At 72.3% G+C, this 14,787-nt stretch carries 15 protein-coding genes; 7 read left to right on the top strand and 8 right to left on the bottom strand.

Annotation, left to right across the window (positions count from 1 at the left end):
• Positions 1 to 75: 75 nt before the first annotated feature.
• On the bottom strand, positions 76 to 1,833 hold the full coding sequence (locus ACH4NX_RS26285; RefSeq protein WP_398128924.1) for an NAD(P)/FAD-dependent oxidoreductase: 1,758 nt from the start codon (positions 1,831 to 1,833) through the stop codon (positions 76 to 78).
• A 50-nt stretch (positions 1,834 to 1,883) separates the two neighbouring features.
• Positions 1,884 to 2,582 carry a hypothetical protein gene (locus tag ACH4NX_RS26280; protein ID WP_351395067.1) on the bottom strand — a complete coding sequence of 233 codons (699 nt, stop codon included), beginning with the start codon at positions 2,580 to 2,582 and terminating at the stop codon, positions 1,884 to 1,886.
• Positions 2,583 to 2,759: 177 nt separating this feature from the next.
• Between ACH4NX_RS26280 and ACH4NX_RS26275 the strand changes: the two genes are divergently transcribed.
• Positions 2,760 to 3,251 carry an SRPBCC family protein gene (locus tag ACH4NX_RS26275; protein ID WP_351395383.1) on the top strand — a complete coding sequence of 164 codons (492 nt, stop codon included), beginning with the start codon at positions 2,760 to 2,762 and terminating at the stop codon, positions 3,249 to 3,251.
• A gap of 140 nt (positions 3,252 to 3,391) precedes the next feature.
• A complete protein-coding gene (locus tag ACH4NX_RS26270; protein WP_398128923.1) occupies positions 3,392 to 4,261 on the top strand; it encodes an esterase/lipase family protein in 870 nt (289 codons plus the stop codon).
• Here ACH4NX_RS26270 and ACH4NX_RS26265 read toward each other — a convergent pair.
• Positions 4,213 to 5,091, bottom strand: coding sequence for an alpha/beta fold hydrolase (locus ACH4NX_RS26265; RefSeq protein WP_398128922.1), 879 nt, complete (start codon positions 5,089 to 5,091; stop codon positions 4,213 to 4,215). The two genes, ACH4NX_RS26270 and ACH4NX_RS26265, sit on opposite strands and share 49 nt — an antisense overlap.
• 197 nt (positions 5,092 to 5,288) lie before the next feature.
• Between ACH4NX_RS26265 and ACH4NX_RS26260 the strand changes: the two genes are divergently transcribed.
• Positions 5,289 to 6,176, top strand: coding sequence for an RNA polymerase sigma-70 factor (locus ACH4NX_RS26260; protein ID WP_351395056.1), 888 nt, complete (start codon positions 5,289 to 5,291; stop codon positions 6,174 to 6,176).
• A gap of 415 nt (positions 6,177 to 6,591) precedes the next feature.
• Entirely contained in the window at positions 6,592 to 7,353 is a 762-nt protein-coding gene (locus tag ACH4NX_RS26255; RefSeq protein WP_351395054.1) for a GntR family transcriptional regulator, read from the top strand.
• Positions 7,354 to 7,378: 25 nt separating this feature from the next.
• Here ACH4NX_RS26255 and ACH4NX_RS26250 read toward each other — a convergent pair whose 3' ends face one another.
• From ACH4NX_RS26250 to ACH4NX_RS26240, 3 genes are all read right to left on the bottom strand, one after another.
• Positions 7,379 to 8,533, bottom strand: a complete 1,155-nt coding sequence (locus ACH4NX_RS26250; protein ID WP_351395051.1) for an ROK family transcriptional regulator — start codon at positions 8,531 to 8,533, stop codon at positions 7,379 to 7,381.
• A gap of 99 nt (positions 8,534 to 8,632) precedes the next feature.
• Positions 8,633 to 9,295 (bottom strand): response regulator transcription factor, encoded by a 663-nt coding sequence (locus tag ACH4NX_RS26245; protein WP_351395049.1) that lies wholly within the window; start codon positions 9,293 to 9,295, stop codon positions 8,633 to 8,635.
• Positions 9,296 to 9,309: 14 nt separating this feature from the next.
• Positions 9,310 to 10,467 carry a sensor histidine kinase gene (locus ACH4NX_RS26240; protein WP_398128921.1) on the bottom strand — a complete coding sequence of 386 codons (1,158 nt, stop codon included), beginning with the start codon at positions 10,465 to 10,467 and terminating at the stop codon, positions 9,310 to 9,312.
• Positions 10,468 to 10,574: 107 nt separating this feature from the next.
• Here ACH4NX_RS26240 and ACH4NX_RS26235 point away from each other — a divergent pair, with 107 nt between their 5' ends.
• From ACH4NX_RS26235 to ACH4NX_RS26225, 3 genes are read left to right on the top strand one after another with little or no spacing between them, the layout of a single operon-like run.
• A complete protein-coding gene (locus ACH4NX_RS26235; protein ID WP_351395043.1) occupies positions 10,575 to 11,495 on the top strand; it encodes an ABC transporter ATP-binding protein in 921 nt (306 codons plus the stop codon).
• Between the two features lie 2 nt (positions 11,496 to 11,497).
• A complete protein-coding gene (locus ACH4NX_RS26230; RefSeq protein WP_398128920.1) occupies positions 11,498 to 12,223 on the top strand; it encodes an ABC transporter permease in 726 nt (241 codons plus the stop codon).
• 58 nt (positions 12,224 to 12,281) lie between these two features.
• Entirely contained in the window at positions 12,282 to 12,722 is a 441-nt protein-coding gene (locus tag ACH4NX_RS26225) for a hypothetical protein (RefSeq protein ID WP_351395037.1), read from the top strand.
• 12 nt (positions 12,723 to 12,734) lie between these two features.
• On the opposite strand, the gene mug is transcribed toward ACH4NX_RS26225, so the two are convergent.
• Together mug and purB are read right to left on the bottom strand one after the other, a co-directional pair.
• Positions 12,735 to 13,292: a G/U mismatch-specific DNA glycosylase gene (gene mug, locus ACH4NX_RS26220; RefSeq protein WP_351395381.1), complete on the bottom strand. Its 558-nt coding sequence runs from the start codon at positions 13,290 to 13,292 to the stop codon at positions 12,735 to 12,737.
• On the bottom strand, positions 13,289 to 14,731 hold the full coding sequence (gene purB / locus ACH4NX_RS26215; protein ID WP_351395034.1) for an adenylosuccinate lyase: 1,443 nt from the start codon (positions 14,729 to 14,731) through the stop codon (positions 13,289 to 13,291). The genes mug and purB overlap by 4 nt, the downstream gene beginning before the upstream one ends.
• Positions 14,732 to 14,787 lie beyond the last annotated feature (56 nt).

Here is a 14,787-nt window from a genome sequence, read left to right as displayed (position 1 = left end):
TTTTCCTACCCGAGGCCTTCGGGGGGCAAACCGGAATGTGTACCTCCACCGGTCGGCAGGAATGATTCTTCGCGGTCATTTCCGCGAAGCCGGACGCCGGGTCCAGTCGCGGTTCCAGTTGAACCACATGTCCCGTACGGTCTGGTGCACTTGGGAGCCGCCGGCGCGCAGCTCGGTGGTGTACGCCTGGACGGCCTCCCTTCCCACCATCCGCGCGCCACCGGTGAAGTAGGACCCGCGCACGTGCCGCGGTGAGCGGAACTTGCCCCACAGCAGGATCCTCATCAGCGGCCACAGGGTGAACACGCCGGCGGGACAGCGGTCCTCGGGATCGAGGGTGCCCCACACCGAGGGGCAGAGTTCGCTCTCGCGCAGCAGTTCGTAGATGCGCGCGATCGTCCGCTCCTTCGTCGACTCTCCCGCGTGATAGGCGAGTACGGCGTCCCGGGACTGATCGAACAGCCGCTCCACCCACGGGTTGTCGACGCCCTGGAGGCCCCGGTAGGGCGGCAGTTCGAGCGCGTCGAAGCAGGCCGGGTCGTGCGTCTTCTCGAACGTCACGGCGGCCTGGTTCTGGGCGTTGGTCCCGTACAGGGTGGTGATGGTCCACACCCGGTTCCAGGCGTTCCACAGGTCGAAGTCGTCGAACGAGATGTAGCTGCAGGACACCAGGTCGTCGTAGAAGCGGAACATGCGCTTGGTCCAGTGGTCCAGGTACGCGAACCGGGCGGTGTCGAAGTCGTCCTGGCGCACGGCCTCGATGAGCCGGTGACCCAGGGCGTTGAGTGCCATCACGGTGACCGCGAGGCCGCTGGAGAACAGCGGGTCGATGAAGTCGCTGGCGTGCGGCAGCAGGCACCACCGGTCTCCCACGACCTTCTGCGAGGCGAACTGGGTGCGGTCGGTCGACACGTACGGCCGTACCGCCCGCGCCTGGTCGAACTGCCGCGCCACACTGGGGAACCGGCGCACATGACGCCAGAACTCCTCCTCCGCCGAGACGTCGTCCGGACGGGGGTACCGGTCGAGATCGAGGTTGACGCCGACGCTGCACAGCTCACTGGTGCTCGTCGACTGGTTGTCGAACGGGATCACCCAGAACCAGCCGCCCCGGAACATGTGGTGGAGCGTCCCCTGGCTGAACGGGCTGGGCATTGCGTGCTGCTCGCGCGGCGGTGCCACGGTGTCGAAGGGGCGTACGTCCACCATGTGCGTGAAGATCGTGCGTGACCGGGTGCGGTACGGGGGCTCCTGCCGCAGCCCGAGCCGTTCGGGCAGTACGGCCCGCATCCCGCCGGCGTCGACCACGTAGGACGCCCGGAAGGTGCCCCGCTCCCGCGTGACCAGGGTGGCGCCGTCCTCCTCGAACTTCACGTCGTCCACCAGGGTGTGGGTGTACGCGGTGACGCCGTAGGACACGGCCACGTGGAACATGTACGCGTCCACGTCCTGCCGGAAGTAGTGCGAGTCCGGACCGAGCGGCGGCCCCCAGGTGGGGTACTGGGTGCACTCGTCGGCCCGGGTCGGCTCGCCCTCGCGGTGGTAGACGAAACTGAAGTTCCGCTTGACCCCGCAGTTCGACGACACGTGACGGCGCAGTGTTCCGTTGGTCGCCAGGTGCTCGATCTCCGGGACGCCGTAGCGGCGGGCCAGCACGCGCAGGCCGAAGGTGGTCTCGGGGACGGTGGACTCTCCGATGGCGAAGCGGGGGTGTCCGCTGCCCTCCAGCAGCAGCACGCGCACACCGTTGCGTGCGAGTACGGCCCCCAGCATCGTCCCGCCGATGCCGCCACCGACGATGGCGACATCGAAAACACGCTGGTCCTCTTGCATGTCTGCGGTTCCTTTCGCGACGGGAAGAGCGAGCTGCCCGGCCTTCCCGGTCACCGGTGGGCGACCGGGGAGCCCGGCAGTACCCGGCGCAGCCCGCAGGCCGCCACCCGGGCGGAGAAGGAGACGGCGAACCAGGGAGTGGGCGCCAGCTCGGACAGCCGGCGCCGGTCTCCCGGTACGAGGCGCTCGCCGCGCCCGGTGACGTCGAGCCACGCACCGAAGTGCAGCAGCCGCGCCTCGGGCCCGGCATCACGCGCGGGGAACGGCCGCATGTGCTCGCGCACCGCGCGGGTCAGGGCCCCGCGCCGTTCGGTGCCCACCGCGTGCCCGGCCAGGAAGGAGTCGAGCAACTCGGCGGAACGGCCCGGGAACCCACCCCGCCCGAGCCGCGTGCGACCGACCAGTCCGGCGTCGTGGAACGCGGCGGCGGCCAGCAGCCCGACCCGGTCGTAGGCCGTGCCCCGGGTCCGGGCACAGGCGTCCGCCAGCAGGAACGTGCGCAGGGAGTGCACGGCGACGTGCGGCGGCAGCCGGCGCAGCCGCGACAGCGCGGCGCCCGCGAGAGGATGCCCGAGCAGCTCCGCCAGGCGGGGCCGGCCGAGCAGGGGCTGCCAGGAAGCCGGCAACTCCTCCGGTGGCACGGCGGGCCAACTCGCCGTTTCATCACCCGAGTCGGGCGATCCGGGCTCCGCGGCCATGACCAACTCCCCCTCGTCGTACAGCCGTGCGTCGGCTGTTGTCCGTCTCATCTGTCCTTACGCTCGGGCCCCATCCCACCCCCCATGCGCAACGGCCTTTACCTGACCGCGCGTTGGTGCGCGAGCGGCGGCGCGCGTACCGGGAAACGCGCTCCGGGCGTGCTTTTGGGACCGGCCGCGTTTCGCGCGAGTCGCGGGCGGGCGGGAACGGGCATTCTGTATTCCGTGATCGCCGTGCTCAACGTCCATGAACGCTCCCTGCCCGCCCCGTCCGAAGAAGTCGGCGCCCTGATCGACTCGCTGGGCAGCGAGAACGACCGCCTCTGGCCGCCCGACTGGCCGCCCGTACGCTTCGAGGGGCCGCTGGCCGTCGGTGTCCCCGGGGGCCACGGACCGGTGCGGTATGTGGTGAGCCACTATGTGCCCGGCCGGTGGGTGCGATTCCGGTTCACCGGTCCGCGGGGGTTCGAGGGCTTTCACGAGTTCAGCGTCGAATGCCTCGACGAGGGGCGGACCGTGCTGCGCAACACCCTCGTGGTCCGTCCGCGGGGCCTGCGCTGGCTGGGCTGGGTACTGGTCGTCCGGCCGCTGCACGACGCGGCGTTCGGGCGCAGCCTGGACTGCGCCGAGCGGGCCCTGACCGGACGGGTGGCCGACCCCGTCAGGTGCGGCAGGTACGTGCGTCTGCTGCGCGGTGCCGCCTTGCGGCTGGCCGTATGACCCATTCGAATGAATGAACCCTATTTACTCGATGGAAGGAATTCTTTCCCCCCATCGAGGGATCGTTGCGGAATTCGATGGACGCGAGACTGAGGAGTCAGAGCGAACCCAACGGTATTCCCAACGACAGGGAGATCGTCGTGAGTTTCCCGAATCCCCGCCTCCCCGGATTCAATTCGGACGACGCGGCAACGGACCTGAGTGAGGCCCCGCACCGTCTCGCCGGACTCGCGCAGGCCGGCGGCGCCCAGGTCATCACCACCGTCGACGTACAGCCGGGGGAGGACGACTGGAACGTCCCGGCGACCGAGGAACATCCCCGCCCCGTGGTGCTCGTGCACGGTACCTTCGGCAACCGCGGCTACACCTGGACCTCGGCCGCGCCCCTGCTGCGGCAGCACGGCCACCGGGTCTTCCGGCTCGACTACGGCCAGCACGGCAACCCGGTGATCTTCGGCCTCGGCGACATCAAGCACTCCGCCCGTCAGCTCGCCGACTTCGTCGAGGAGGTGCTGCGACGCACGGGTGCGCAGCAGGTCGACCTCGTCGGCTTCTCGCAGGGCGGCATGATGCCGCGCTACTACCTGAACGCCCTCGGCGGAGGGCCCAAGGTGCACAACTTCGTCGGCATCGCGCCCAGCAACCACGGAGTCACGGCCCAGGGCCTGATGAACCTGGCCCGCCAGATCCCCGGAGCGGTGGAACTGCTCGAACAGGGCGCTTTCGGGGAGGTCGTGCCGGCCTGGCCGCAGCTCCAGCACGACCACCCCTTCCAGAGCGAGCTGGCCGGTCTCGGCGAGACGACGGAGGGCGTCCGGCACACCGTCATCGCCACCCGGTACGACGACGTGGTCACCCCGTACACCTCGTGCGCCCTGGAGCGGACCGAGGGCCGCTACGTCGACAACATCGTCCTGCAGGACATCGACCCGGACGACCGCACGCCGCACGTGAGCATGCCCTACAACCCGACCGTGCTGAAGGAGGTCCTCAGGGCGCTCGCCGACTGAGCGCGGCTGCCGTCCAGGAGGACGCGGGCGACCAGCGCCGGGTCGTCGTTCATCGGGACGTGTCCGCAGCCGGGCAGCCGTACCAGCCGGGCCCGCGGAATGGTGTGCTTGGCGCGTATGCCCTGCCGGGGCAGGAGCAGCCGGTCCCGGTTGCCCCACGCCACGGTGACGGGGACGCCCGGGACGTCGTCGGTGAACAGCACGCTCCGTCCGGCCCGGAGCGTCTGCGCGAACCCCTCGGCGTGCGCGAGCGCGAGCGTCTCGGCGACCACGGCCTCGGGGGAGCGGCGGCCGGGGCGGGCGTAGATCGTGCTCGTGAGGGCGGTGCGGCCGACGGCCGTGCGGGAGAGCCGCTCGACCAGCGGGAGGGGCAGGCTCCGGGCGGTCCGGCGCATCCCCGTCAGCACGCCGAAGGCGTAGCGCCGCTCGGCCCGCGTCCAGAACCCGGCCGGGGACAGGGCCGTCACCGACCGCGCCAGGTCCTCGCGGCCGAGCTCCAGGGCCAGCAGGCCGCCCAGCGAGTTGCCGGCCACATGCGGCCGGTCGATTCCCAGCGCGGCACAGAAGGCGGCGAGCGCGGCGGTCGTCGTCGGCAGGTCGTGCGGCAGTCCGTACGGCAGCGCGGCCGACTGCCCGAAGCCGGGCAGGTCCACGGCTATCACCTCGCGCTCGGTCGCGAGGATGTCGACCACCGGGTCCCAGGCCTGCCGGTGGTGGCCTATGCCGTGCAGCAGGAGCAGCGGCTCGCCGCTGCCCGCGCGCGCGTAGGCGAGAGAGAGGTCCTGCGGGCCGTACGGGGTGGGGGCCGTGAAGGAGAGCGTTGCGGACATGGGGCTCCTTGTCGGGAACACGTGTCGCGGGAACACGTGTTGTCGGGAACGCGTGAACGAGGACGGCATCGCGTAGACAGCCTGTCAGTAAGAGCTACCGACGGGTAGCCCCCGGGTGCCGCCCCTCCGCCGGCGGTGGTGGCGGCCGTGGGCGAATCCGCCTGGACACGGCCGGACGAGTCCGCTGGGATGGGACGGTGACCACCGAAACCACGACCGACGTCTTCGAAGAGCACCGCCCCGTCCTCCTGGGGGTCGCCTACCGCATGCTGGGCCGGCTGGCCGACGCGGAGGACGTGGTCCAGGAGGCCTGGCTGCGCTGGTCCGGCGCCGACCGGTCCGGCGTCCGCGAGCCGCGCGGCTTCCTGGTGCGCGTCACCACCCGCCTTGCCATCGACCGGCTGCGCCAGATCAAGTCGCGGGGCGAGACGTACGTCGGCCCGTGGCTGCCCGAGCCCTATGTCACCGACTTCGGGGACGCCGTCCCGGACACGGCGGAGCGAGCCGTCCTCGCCGACTCCGTCTCCCTGGCCGTACTCGTCGTCCTGGAGTCGCTGTCACCGCTGGAGCGGGCGGTGTTCGTCCTGAGGGAGGCGTTCGGCTACCCGTACGCCGAGATCGCCGCGATGCTGGAGCGCCGAGAGGCCGCGGTGCGCCAGCTCGCCGGCCGGGCCCGCAAGCACGTCGACGAGCGGCGGCCCCGCTACGACGTCGACCCCGCACAGCGCCGGGACCTCACCGAGCGCTTCCTCGCCGCCGCGGTCGACGGCGACCTGGAAGGACTCATGGCGCTGCTCGCCCCGGACGTCCGCCTGGTCGGCGACAGCGGAGGCAAGTCCAAGGCGCCCCTGCGCGTCCTGGAGACCTCGGGCAAGGTGGCCCGCTTCCTGCGGGGCGTCGCGAGCAAGGGGATCGAGGACGCCTCGTTCCGTTTCCTGGAGCTCAACGGAGGCCCGGCCCTGCTGGTCCTGTCCGGGAACGAACCCGACTCCGTCTTCCAGCTGGACGTGGTCGACGGCCGCATCGAAGCGGTGTACATCATCCGCAACCCCGACAAACTGCGATCCCTGGCGTCCCTCGTCTAGGGGGTGTCGTTCGGATCAGGTCGCAGGTAATCGGCGGTTCCTCGTTGGCGCGGGCGAGCGGGGGCTGGTGCGTGCAGATGCAAGGCGGAGGAGGAGTCGACGCGGAGCGGTGGGGGCCCTCCCGCTCGAGCGAAGTCGAGAGTGGGGGAGAGTGACGACAACGCGGCAGATGTGCGTGCCGGCCCCCGCGTCTGCGGCATGATCCAGACGACACCCCCTGGCCCCCGCCTCCCCGTCACCCGCCCTGCCCGCCACCGCCGAGCCCCCGTCGCCGCGACGGGGGCTTCGTCGTCCTGTCGCGGGATTGGTCTTGACCAAGGGTGTGGGCCGTTTTAGGGTCGCAGAGAACTGCAACAACCTTTAATAAACAAGGGCGTCAAAACGCCGCCGGACCACGGCGATTGCGGAGGACAGGGTGGGGACCACGCAGTTGGAACCGCTACCGGAACCCAAGTACTGGCATCTCAGGACCGTACTCAGCGAGGCCCTGGACTCGGAGTTCTCGGTGGGTGAGGTCCTGCCCAACGAGCGGGACCTCGCCGCCCGGTTCGGGGTCGCCCGTGCCACTCTCCGCCAGGCCCTGGAACAGCTCGAACTGGAGGGCAGGCTCCAGCGACGCCGAGGTGTCGGCACGACCGTCGCCCCACCGCGCGTCGGTGTGGCCGTCGGCACCCGGCAGCACGCCTGGCCCGGCACCGCCGACGACACCTGGCAGCCGGCCGACTGCGCCCTGACGGTTCCGTCCGCGGCCGTCGCCGACGCGCTGGGCACCGGACGGGACGAGCCCGTGCACACCGTCCGCCGCTCCCGCGTGACGCACGGCCAGCCCGTCGCCGCGGAACTGCTGTACGTCCCGCCCGCCTCGGTGCCCGACCTCACCGCCATCGACGCTCCCTCCGGCACGGCACGCGCGCGTGCCGTGCTCCGCGAACTGCAGCGCGGACAACTGGAGCGGCAGGAGAGCGCCGTGGAGCTCGGATCGGCCGGCGCGGAGGACGCGAAGGAACTGGACCGCCTCCCCGGAGCGCCCGTCCTCGTGGTCACCACCCGCTACCTCGCCGAGGGCCGCACCGCCGCTCTCTCGGTCGCCACGTACCGGGCGGACACCTGCCGCCTCACGTTCGGGGACTGTGGCGACGTGGAGATCCATCACGGCCCCGAGACCCGGGCCTCCTGACCGGCCCGGCCCGGTCTTCGGCAGGTCAGCGGCGGGCCGTCGCGCCCTCGACCGCGAACAGCTGCTCCTCCACATGGTCGAGGGCCAGCCGCAGCGCGCCGGTCGCCACGGCCGCTTCGCCGAGGAGGGACAGGGCCAGCTTCGGCGGGCGCAGGCAGTAGCGCGCCAGCTCCCGCCGCAACGGCTCCAGCACGTCGTCCAGCCCCGCCGCCCAGCCACCGATGACGACCAGCTCGGGATCGAGGGCCAGCACCATCGCGGCCACGTCGTGCACCAGCCGCTGGATGTAACGCTCGACGGCCGCGCGGGCCCGTGGGTCGCCCTGACGGGCCTCGGCGAACACCTTGGCGACCGCCTGCTCGTCCAGCGGGTGCAGCGGCTGGTCCGTGGTGGACAGCAGCGTCTCCGGTGTCACGTCCCGGCCCAGCAGATGCAGCGCGCCGGTCTCGCCGGCCGCCCCGCCGTACCCCCGGTGCAGCCGCCCGCCGATCAGCGCCCCGGCCCCCGGACTCAGCCCGGCCAGCACGAACACGATGTCGTCGGACTCGGTGGCGGCCCCCTTCCAGTGCTCCGCCACCGCCGCGGCGTTCGCGTCGTTCTCGACCAGCACCGGGCACTTGAAGGACCGGCTCAGCCGCTCGCCCAGACGCAGCCCGGTCCACCCGGGCAGCGCGGTGCCCAGCCGGACCGTGCCGTCCGCCTCGACGATCCCCGGCGTGGCCGCTCCCACGGCACGCAGCGATCCGCGGGCCACCCCGGCCCGGCGCAGCAGCTCGGCGACCGCCGTGCGCAGCCGCTCCAGCCGCTCGTCGGCCGGGGCACTCTCGTCGACGTCCTTGGCCTGGGCGCCGATCACCCTGCCGTCCAGGCCGGACAGAAGCGCGGCGACGCGGTGCGGCCCGATCTCCAGACCGAGCAGGTGCCCGGCCTCGGCCCGGAACCGGAACCGCCGCGCGGGCCGCCCCTGCCGTCGGGCCGTGCCCTCGTCGGCGGGCGCCTCGATGACGAGACCCGCCTCGATGAGTCCCTCGACGACCCCCTCGACGGTCGGCCGGGACAGCCCCGTCACCCGGGTGATCTCGGTCAGCGTCGCACAGTCCGTGGCACGCAACGCGTGCAGCACCACAGCGGAGTTGATCCTCCGCAGCAGCGACGGATCCCCGCCGGTCAGCCCGCCCAACGTCCGTCCTCCCAGCTCGTGCGCGTGTTGGCCGGATCGTACTCGGCCCGCTCCGCCCCGGCGAGAGCCGGTCCGCCCCTTCCTCGCCGGGCAAGCGCCTCACCCGGGTGCCACGAACCCCGACTCGTACGCCGTGATCACCGCCTGTGTGCGATCCCGCGCCCCGAGCTTCGCCAGCACCGCGCTCACGTGCGACTTCACCGTCTCCGTGCCGACGACCAGCCGGGCGGCTATCTCCGCGTTCGACATGCCACGCGCCATCAGCCGCAGCACCTCGCCCTCCCGCTCGGTCAGCTGCGCCCGCTCCAACTCCGCGCGGGCCGCTCGGTTGCCACCGCCGTCGCCGTACTCGGCGGCGAGCTGCCGGACCGAGGCGGGGAACAGCAGGGACTCGCCCTCGGCGATCAGCCGCACCGCGTGCACGATCTCGGCCGGCCGGGCCCGCTTCAGCAGGAAACCGTCGGCGCCCGCGCGCAGCGCCTCGTACACGTACTCGTCGTTCTCGAAGGTCGTCACCACGAGGATCTTCGGCGGATCGGTCATCGTCCGCAGCAGCGCGCGCGTGGCCTCGATACCGTCCAGCAGCGGCATCCGGACGTCCATGGCGACCACGTCCGGCCGCAGCCGCCGCACCAGCGGAATGACCGCCGCCCCGTCGGCCGCCTCCCCGACCACCTCGATGTCCGGCTGCGCCTCCAGCACGGCTCGCAGACCCGCGCGTACGAGGGGTTCATCGTCGACGAGGAGCACTCTGACCGGCATCCGCCCAGCGTAGATCAGGTCGGCGGCAGCTCGACGCGCACCTGCCAATCACCGGAGTCGTCGGGTCCGGTGTGCGCCCGGCCGCCCAGCAGCGCGGCACGCTCGCGTATACCGCGCAGCCCGCTGCCGCGTCCGGGCGTGACTCTCCCGTCCGGCAGCGCGTTGCGCACCTCCAGGGTGAGCGCACCGTCCCTCACCTCGACGCGGACCCGGGCCGGCACGGCACCCGCGTGCCGCAGCACGTTGGTCAGCGACTCCTGGAGGATGCGGTACCCCTCGCGGGAGACGGGGCCCGGCAGGGTCTCCACGGGGCCCGTGACCTCGGCGTCGACCTTCGCCCCGGAGGCGCGGGCGGACTCCAGGAGACGGTCGGCGTCCACGAGCGTCGGCCGCCCGCTCGCGGGCCCCCTCGACTCCCGCAGGACACCGAGCACCCGCTCCAGGTCCTCCAGGGCGGCCCTGCCGGTCTCCTCGATCGCGGTCAGGGCGCGGTCGGTGAACTCGGGACTGTTCGCCGTGCGCGCGGCCCCCGCCTGCACGACGGCGACGGTCAGCGCGTGACCGATGGAGTCGTGCAGCTCGCGGGCGATGCGGTTGCGCTCCAGGAGCTGCTCCGTGCGTTCCTCGAGGGCGCTGAGCCGTTCGGCGGCGGACGGTCCGAGGAACGCGCGGGCCGCCGCCGTCACCAGGACGCCGAGGCCGACCACGGCGCCGTACAGCGCGAGCAGGGGGAACACCGCGAGGACCGCCCACACCCAGTGCGGCTCGGCGTCCCGCAGGACCGGTATGTCGTCGACGCTGTACCCCAGGGAGTGCCGGACCATCTCGACGGCGATGAGCGGCAGCCAGACACAGACCATCGAGGTCACGCCGCCCAGCAGCATGCGCAGCTCCAGCCACGCCACCGTGCGCAGCCGGTCGCGCCGGTTCACCGAGGGGGTGACCGAGAACGCCGAGTCCTCGTGGCCGGGGGTGAGGAGCAGGCGCGCCTGCACTCCCTCGCCGGTCCGCACCGCCGCGATCAGGCCGACCGGGACCAGCACGAGCAGGGGCACCCAGGGCATGTGCGGCACGACGAACATGAACACGCTGAAGGCCGCCATCGGCACCCACAGGTGCAGCAGGCGTGTGTACGTCGTCCCGCGGACCAGCGGGCGCAGCAGGCGGACCATCCCGTCATCGTGCCACCGGCACCGACAGCGCGGCTCCCCCGCACGGGGGAGAGGCTCTCCACCGGCGGGGGAGGCCACGACCCGGTGCGAACCGACACGCTGCTGTCATGACCAGCATCGACGTCCAGAACCTCACCAAGGAGTACGGCACCCGACGAGCCGTCGACGACCTCACCTTCACCGTGCGCCCCGGCCGCGTCACCGGCTTCCTCGGCCCCAACGGCGCGGGGAAGTCCACCACCATGCGGCTCGTCCTGGGCCTGGACCGGCCCACCTCCGGGACCGCGACCGTCGGCGGACGCCCCTACGCCACCCTGCACGAGCCGTTGCGGCACGTCGGCGCCCTGCTCGACGCGCAGGCCGCGCACGGCTCGCGCACCGCCCGGGACCACCTGCGCGTCCTCGCGGCGAGCAACCGCGTCCCGTCGCGCCGGGTCGACGAGGTGATGGAGGAGACGGGCATCGCGTCGGTGGCGCGCCACCGGGTGCGGACGTACTCGCTGGGCATGCGCCAGCGGCTGGGCATCGCCGCCGCCCTGCTGGGCGATCCCGAGGTGGTCATGCTGGACGAGCCCTCCAACGGGCTGGACCCCGAGGGCATCATCTGGATCCGCGGACTGCTGCGCGGGCTCGCGGCCGAGGGACGCACGGTCCTGGTCTCCAGCCACCTGATGAACGAGACCGCGTCCTTCGCCGACCACCTGGTCGTCCTCGGCCGGGGCCGACTGCTCGCCGACACCCCGATGCGGGAGTTCATCGACGCGCGCGTGCGGCCGCGTGTCCGTATCCGTACGTCGGACCCCACCGCGCTGAAAGCCGCCCTGGCCCGGCACGGCCACGACGCGGTGGAGCAGGAAGACGGGCGCTGGACCGTGCACGACGCGCGCGTGGACGACATCGGTCGCGCCGTGTCCGGCGCCGGAGTCCCGATCCTCGAACTCTCCTCGGACGAAGGCACGCTGGAGCAGGCGTACCTCGACCTGACGGCCGCCGAGACCGAGTTCACCGCACAGTCCCAGGAGGTCTGACCATGTCGTTCACGCCCGTACTCCGTTCGGAGGCGCTCAAGGTCCGCACCCTGCGCTCGCTGTGCGGCACCCTGCTGGCGGTGTTCGCGGTCACCACCGCCGCCTCCGCGCTGGCCGGAGTCTCCGACACCACCCAGCCCGAGTTCGATCCGCTGTTCATGGCGCTCTCCGGTGTCATACCCGGCCAGATCGCCGCCGTCGCCTACGGGGCCATGGCCGTCTCGTCCGAGTACCACGGCAACGGGATCCGGCTCTCCCTGGCCGCCGTTCCGCGGCGCGGACGGTGGTTCGCGGCGAAGCTCGTGGTCGTCGCCGTACCCGCGCTCGTCGTCGGGCTGCTCACCGCGTTCGCCGCCCTCGTCGCGGCCCGGGCGGGCCTCGGAGCGGCGGCGGACGGGCTCACCACCGGCGAGCAGGTGCGCGGCGTCGTGGGCTGCGGGATCTACCTCATGCTGATGGCGCTGCTGGCGGCCGGCCTCACCGCGCTGTTCCGCAGCGGCGTGGCCACCCTGTCCGTCCTGATCCCGTTCGTCCTCATCGTCTCCTTCGTGATCGGGGACGCGGTGGGCGGCGTCACCGACTTCCTGCCGGACAAGGCGGGACAGGTCATCCTCTACCAGACGCACGAGGGAACCCTGGGGCCCTGGGCCGGACTCGCGGTGACCGCGCTGTGGGTGGCGGCCGCCCTTCTCGCGGGAGCCTGGCGGCTGCGCGGCCGGGACGCCTGACGCCCGCTCGCGGCTGACGCACCGCCAATTGTCAGTGCCGGCCGGTTTACTGGAGGGCATGGACATCGCGCGGCACATCGCCCTCATCGACGAGCTGTGCTTCCGCCCCTTCCCGGCGGAGCACGGCCCGTCGGGCGGGGGCGCACGGGGTCCCGGCCACTTCGTGGCGGTGCTGGAGAGCAGCCACGGCCTGCGCGGCGGCGACCAGGGGGAGCGGACGGCGACGGTGGAGCAGTACGAGAAGTACCGCGACGCCCTCTACGAGCGCCTCGCCGGGCGCTGGGGGCAGACGGACCCCTGGAACCTCCAGACGGTCCTGCTGCGCACCGAAGCGGAGGAGATACCCGAGCCGTGGGCTGACCTCTGTGTCCGCGCGAGCGTGGCGTACCTCTGGGAGGCGGAGGGCACCGGCCGCTGGGCCGCGGTGGCCGTCGCGGACCGGGACGAGACGGACGAGGTGCGGCTGCTGGCCGTCGTCACGGAGCAGGCACCACCATGACGGCCCACGCGGCTACGCTTCCGGCTGTGCCTCCGCCGCGATCCGCAGCCGCGCGAACTCCTCCGCCATCGTCCGGGCCGTCCAGTGCGCGTTGAGACCACTCGGGTTGGGCAGCACCCACACGCGTGTGTCCCCGATCGTGCGCGCCTGCGGACCCACCTGGGCCTTCCGGTCGTCGAACGCCGCGCGATAGGCGGTGACACCGACCACGGCCAGCCAACGGGGCCGCAGCCGCGCCACCTTGAGCGCCAGCAGCCGGCCGCCCTCCCGGTACTCCTCGGCACTCAGCTCGTCCGCCCGCGCGCTGGCCCGCGCCACGACGTTCGTGATGCCGAGCCCGTACGACGGCAGTTCGCCCTGCTCCGACGGCTTCAGCAGCCGCGGTGTGAACCCGGACAGGTGCAGCACCGGCCAGAACCGGTTGCCGGGACGGGCGAAGTGGTGGCCCGTCACCGCCGTCATCAGCCCGGGATTGATTCCGCAGAACAGCACGCGGAGACCGTCCGCGACGACGTCCGGTACCGGACGGTCGCGGGCGGCCTCCAGCTCTGCCCGGGTGAAGCGCGTCAGAGGATCGCTCCGGGGGTGTAGCCCGCGGCGGCCGGGTGCTGCTTGACGATCTCCTCGATCCGGGCGACGACGACGCCGACCTGGCCGGCCGCGGCGCCCGTGAAGGACAGCTTGTCGGCCATCAGCGCGTCCAGTCCGGCGCGGTCCAGCGGGATGCGCTCGTCGGCGGCCAGCTTGTCGAGCAGCTCGTTGCGCTCGGCACCCCGCTCGCGCATCGCCAGCGCGGAGGCGACCGCGTTCTCCTTGATCGCCTCGTGCGCGACCTCGCGGCCGACGCCGGCCCGCACCGCGCCCATCAGGACCTTGGTGGTGGCCAGGAACGGCAGGTAGCGGTCCAGCTCCCGGGCCACGACGGCCGGGAAGGCGCCGAACTCGTCCAGCACGGTCAGGAACGTCTCCAGCAGCCCGTCCAGCGCGAAGAACGCGTCGGGCAGGGCCACCCGGCGCACCACCGAGCAGGACACGTCGCCCTCGTTCCACTGGTCGCCCGCCAGCTCGCCGGTCATCGAGGCGTAACCGCGCAGGATCACCATCAGGCCGTTCACGCGCTCGCAGGAGCGGGTGTTCATCTTGTGCGGCATGGCGGAGGAGCCGACCTGGCCGGGCTTGAAGCCCTCGGTGACCAGCTCGTGCCCGGCCATCAGCCGGATGGTCTTCGCCAGCGACGACGGCGCCGCCGCCAGCTGCACCAGCGCGGTGACGACCTCGTAGTCCAGCGAGCGCGGGTAGACCTGGCCGACCGAGGTGAACGCCTGCGAGAAGCCCAGGTGCCCGGCGATCCGCCGCTCCAGCTCCGCGAGCCTGTCCGCGTCCCCGCCGAGCAGGTCCAGCATGTCCTGGGCGGTGCCGACCGGACCCTTGATGCCGCGCAGCGGGTAGCGGCCGAGCAGCTCCTCCACCCGGCCGTACGCGACGAGCAGCTCGTCGGCGGCGGTGGCGAAGCGCTTGCCCAGCGTCGTGGCCTGCGCGGCGACGTTGTGCGACCGTCCGGCCATGACCAGCTCGCCGTACTCGCCGGCCAGCTTGCCCAGCCGGGCCAGGACGGCCACCGAGCGGTCGCGGACCAGCTCCAGCGAGAGCCGGACCTGAAGCTGCTCGACGTTCTCCGTCAGGTCCCGCGAGGTCATGCCCTTGTGCACGTGCTCGTGCCCGGCGAGGTCGTTGAACTCCTCGATCCGCGCCTTCACGTCGTGCCGGGTGACCTTCTCGCGCTCGGCGATCGAGGCCAGGTCGACCTGGTCCAGAACACGCTCGTAGTCGGCGATCGCGGCGTCGGGCACCTCGATGCCGAGGTCCTTCTGGGCCCGCAGCACGGCGAGCCAGAGCTGCCGCTCGAGCTTCACCTTCTGCTCGGGCGACCAGAGCGTGGCGAGCTCGGCGGAGGCGTAGCGTCCGGCGAGGACGTTCGGAATGCGGGGCTTGGCGGGAGCGGAAGTCACGTGAACGGATTCTACTGGCGGTTCCTGCAGGCCGGCTCCACGGGGTTCTTCGTCGA

The sequence above is a fragment of the Streptomyces sp. NPDC017225 genome (genome assembly GCF_044331465.1).
In the GTDB taxonomy this organism is placed as follows: Bacteria; Actinomycetota; Actinomycetes; order Streptomycetales; family Streptomycetaceae; genus Streptomyces.
Note: the sequence above shows the minus strand (reverse complement) of the source record. Positions and strands in the feature narration are given on the sequence as shown.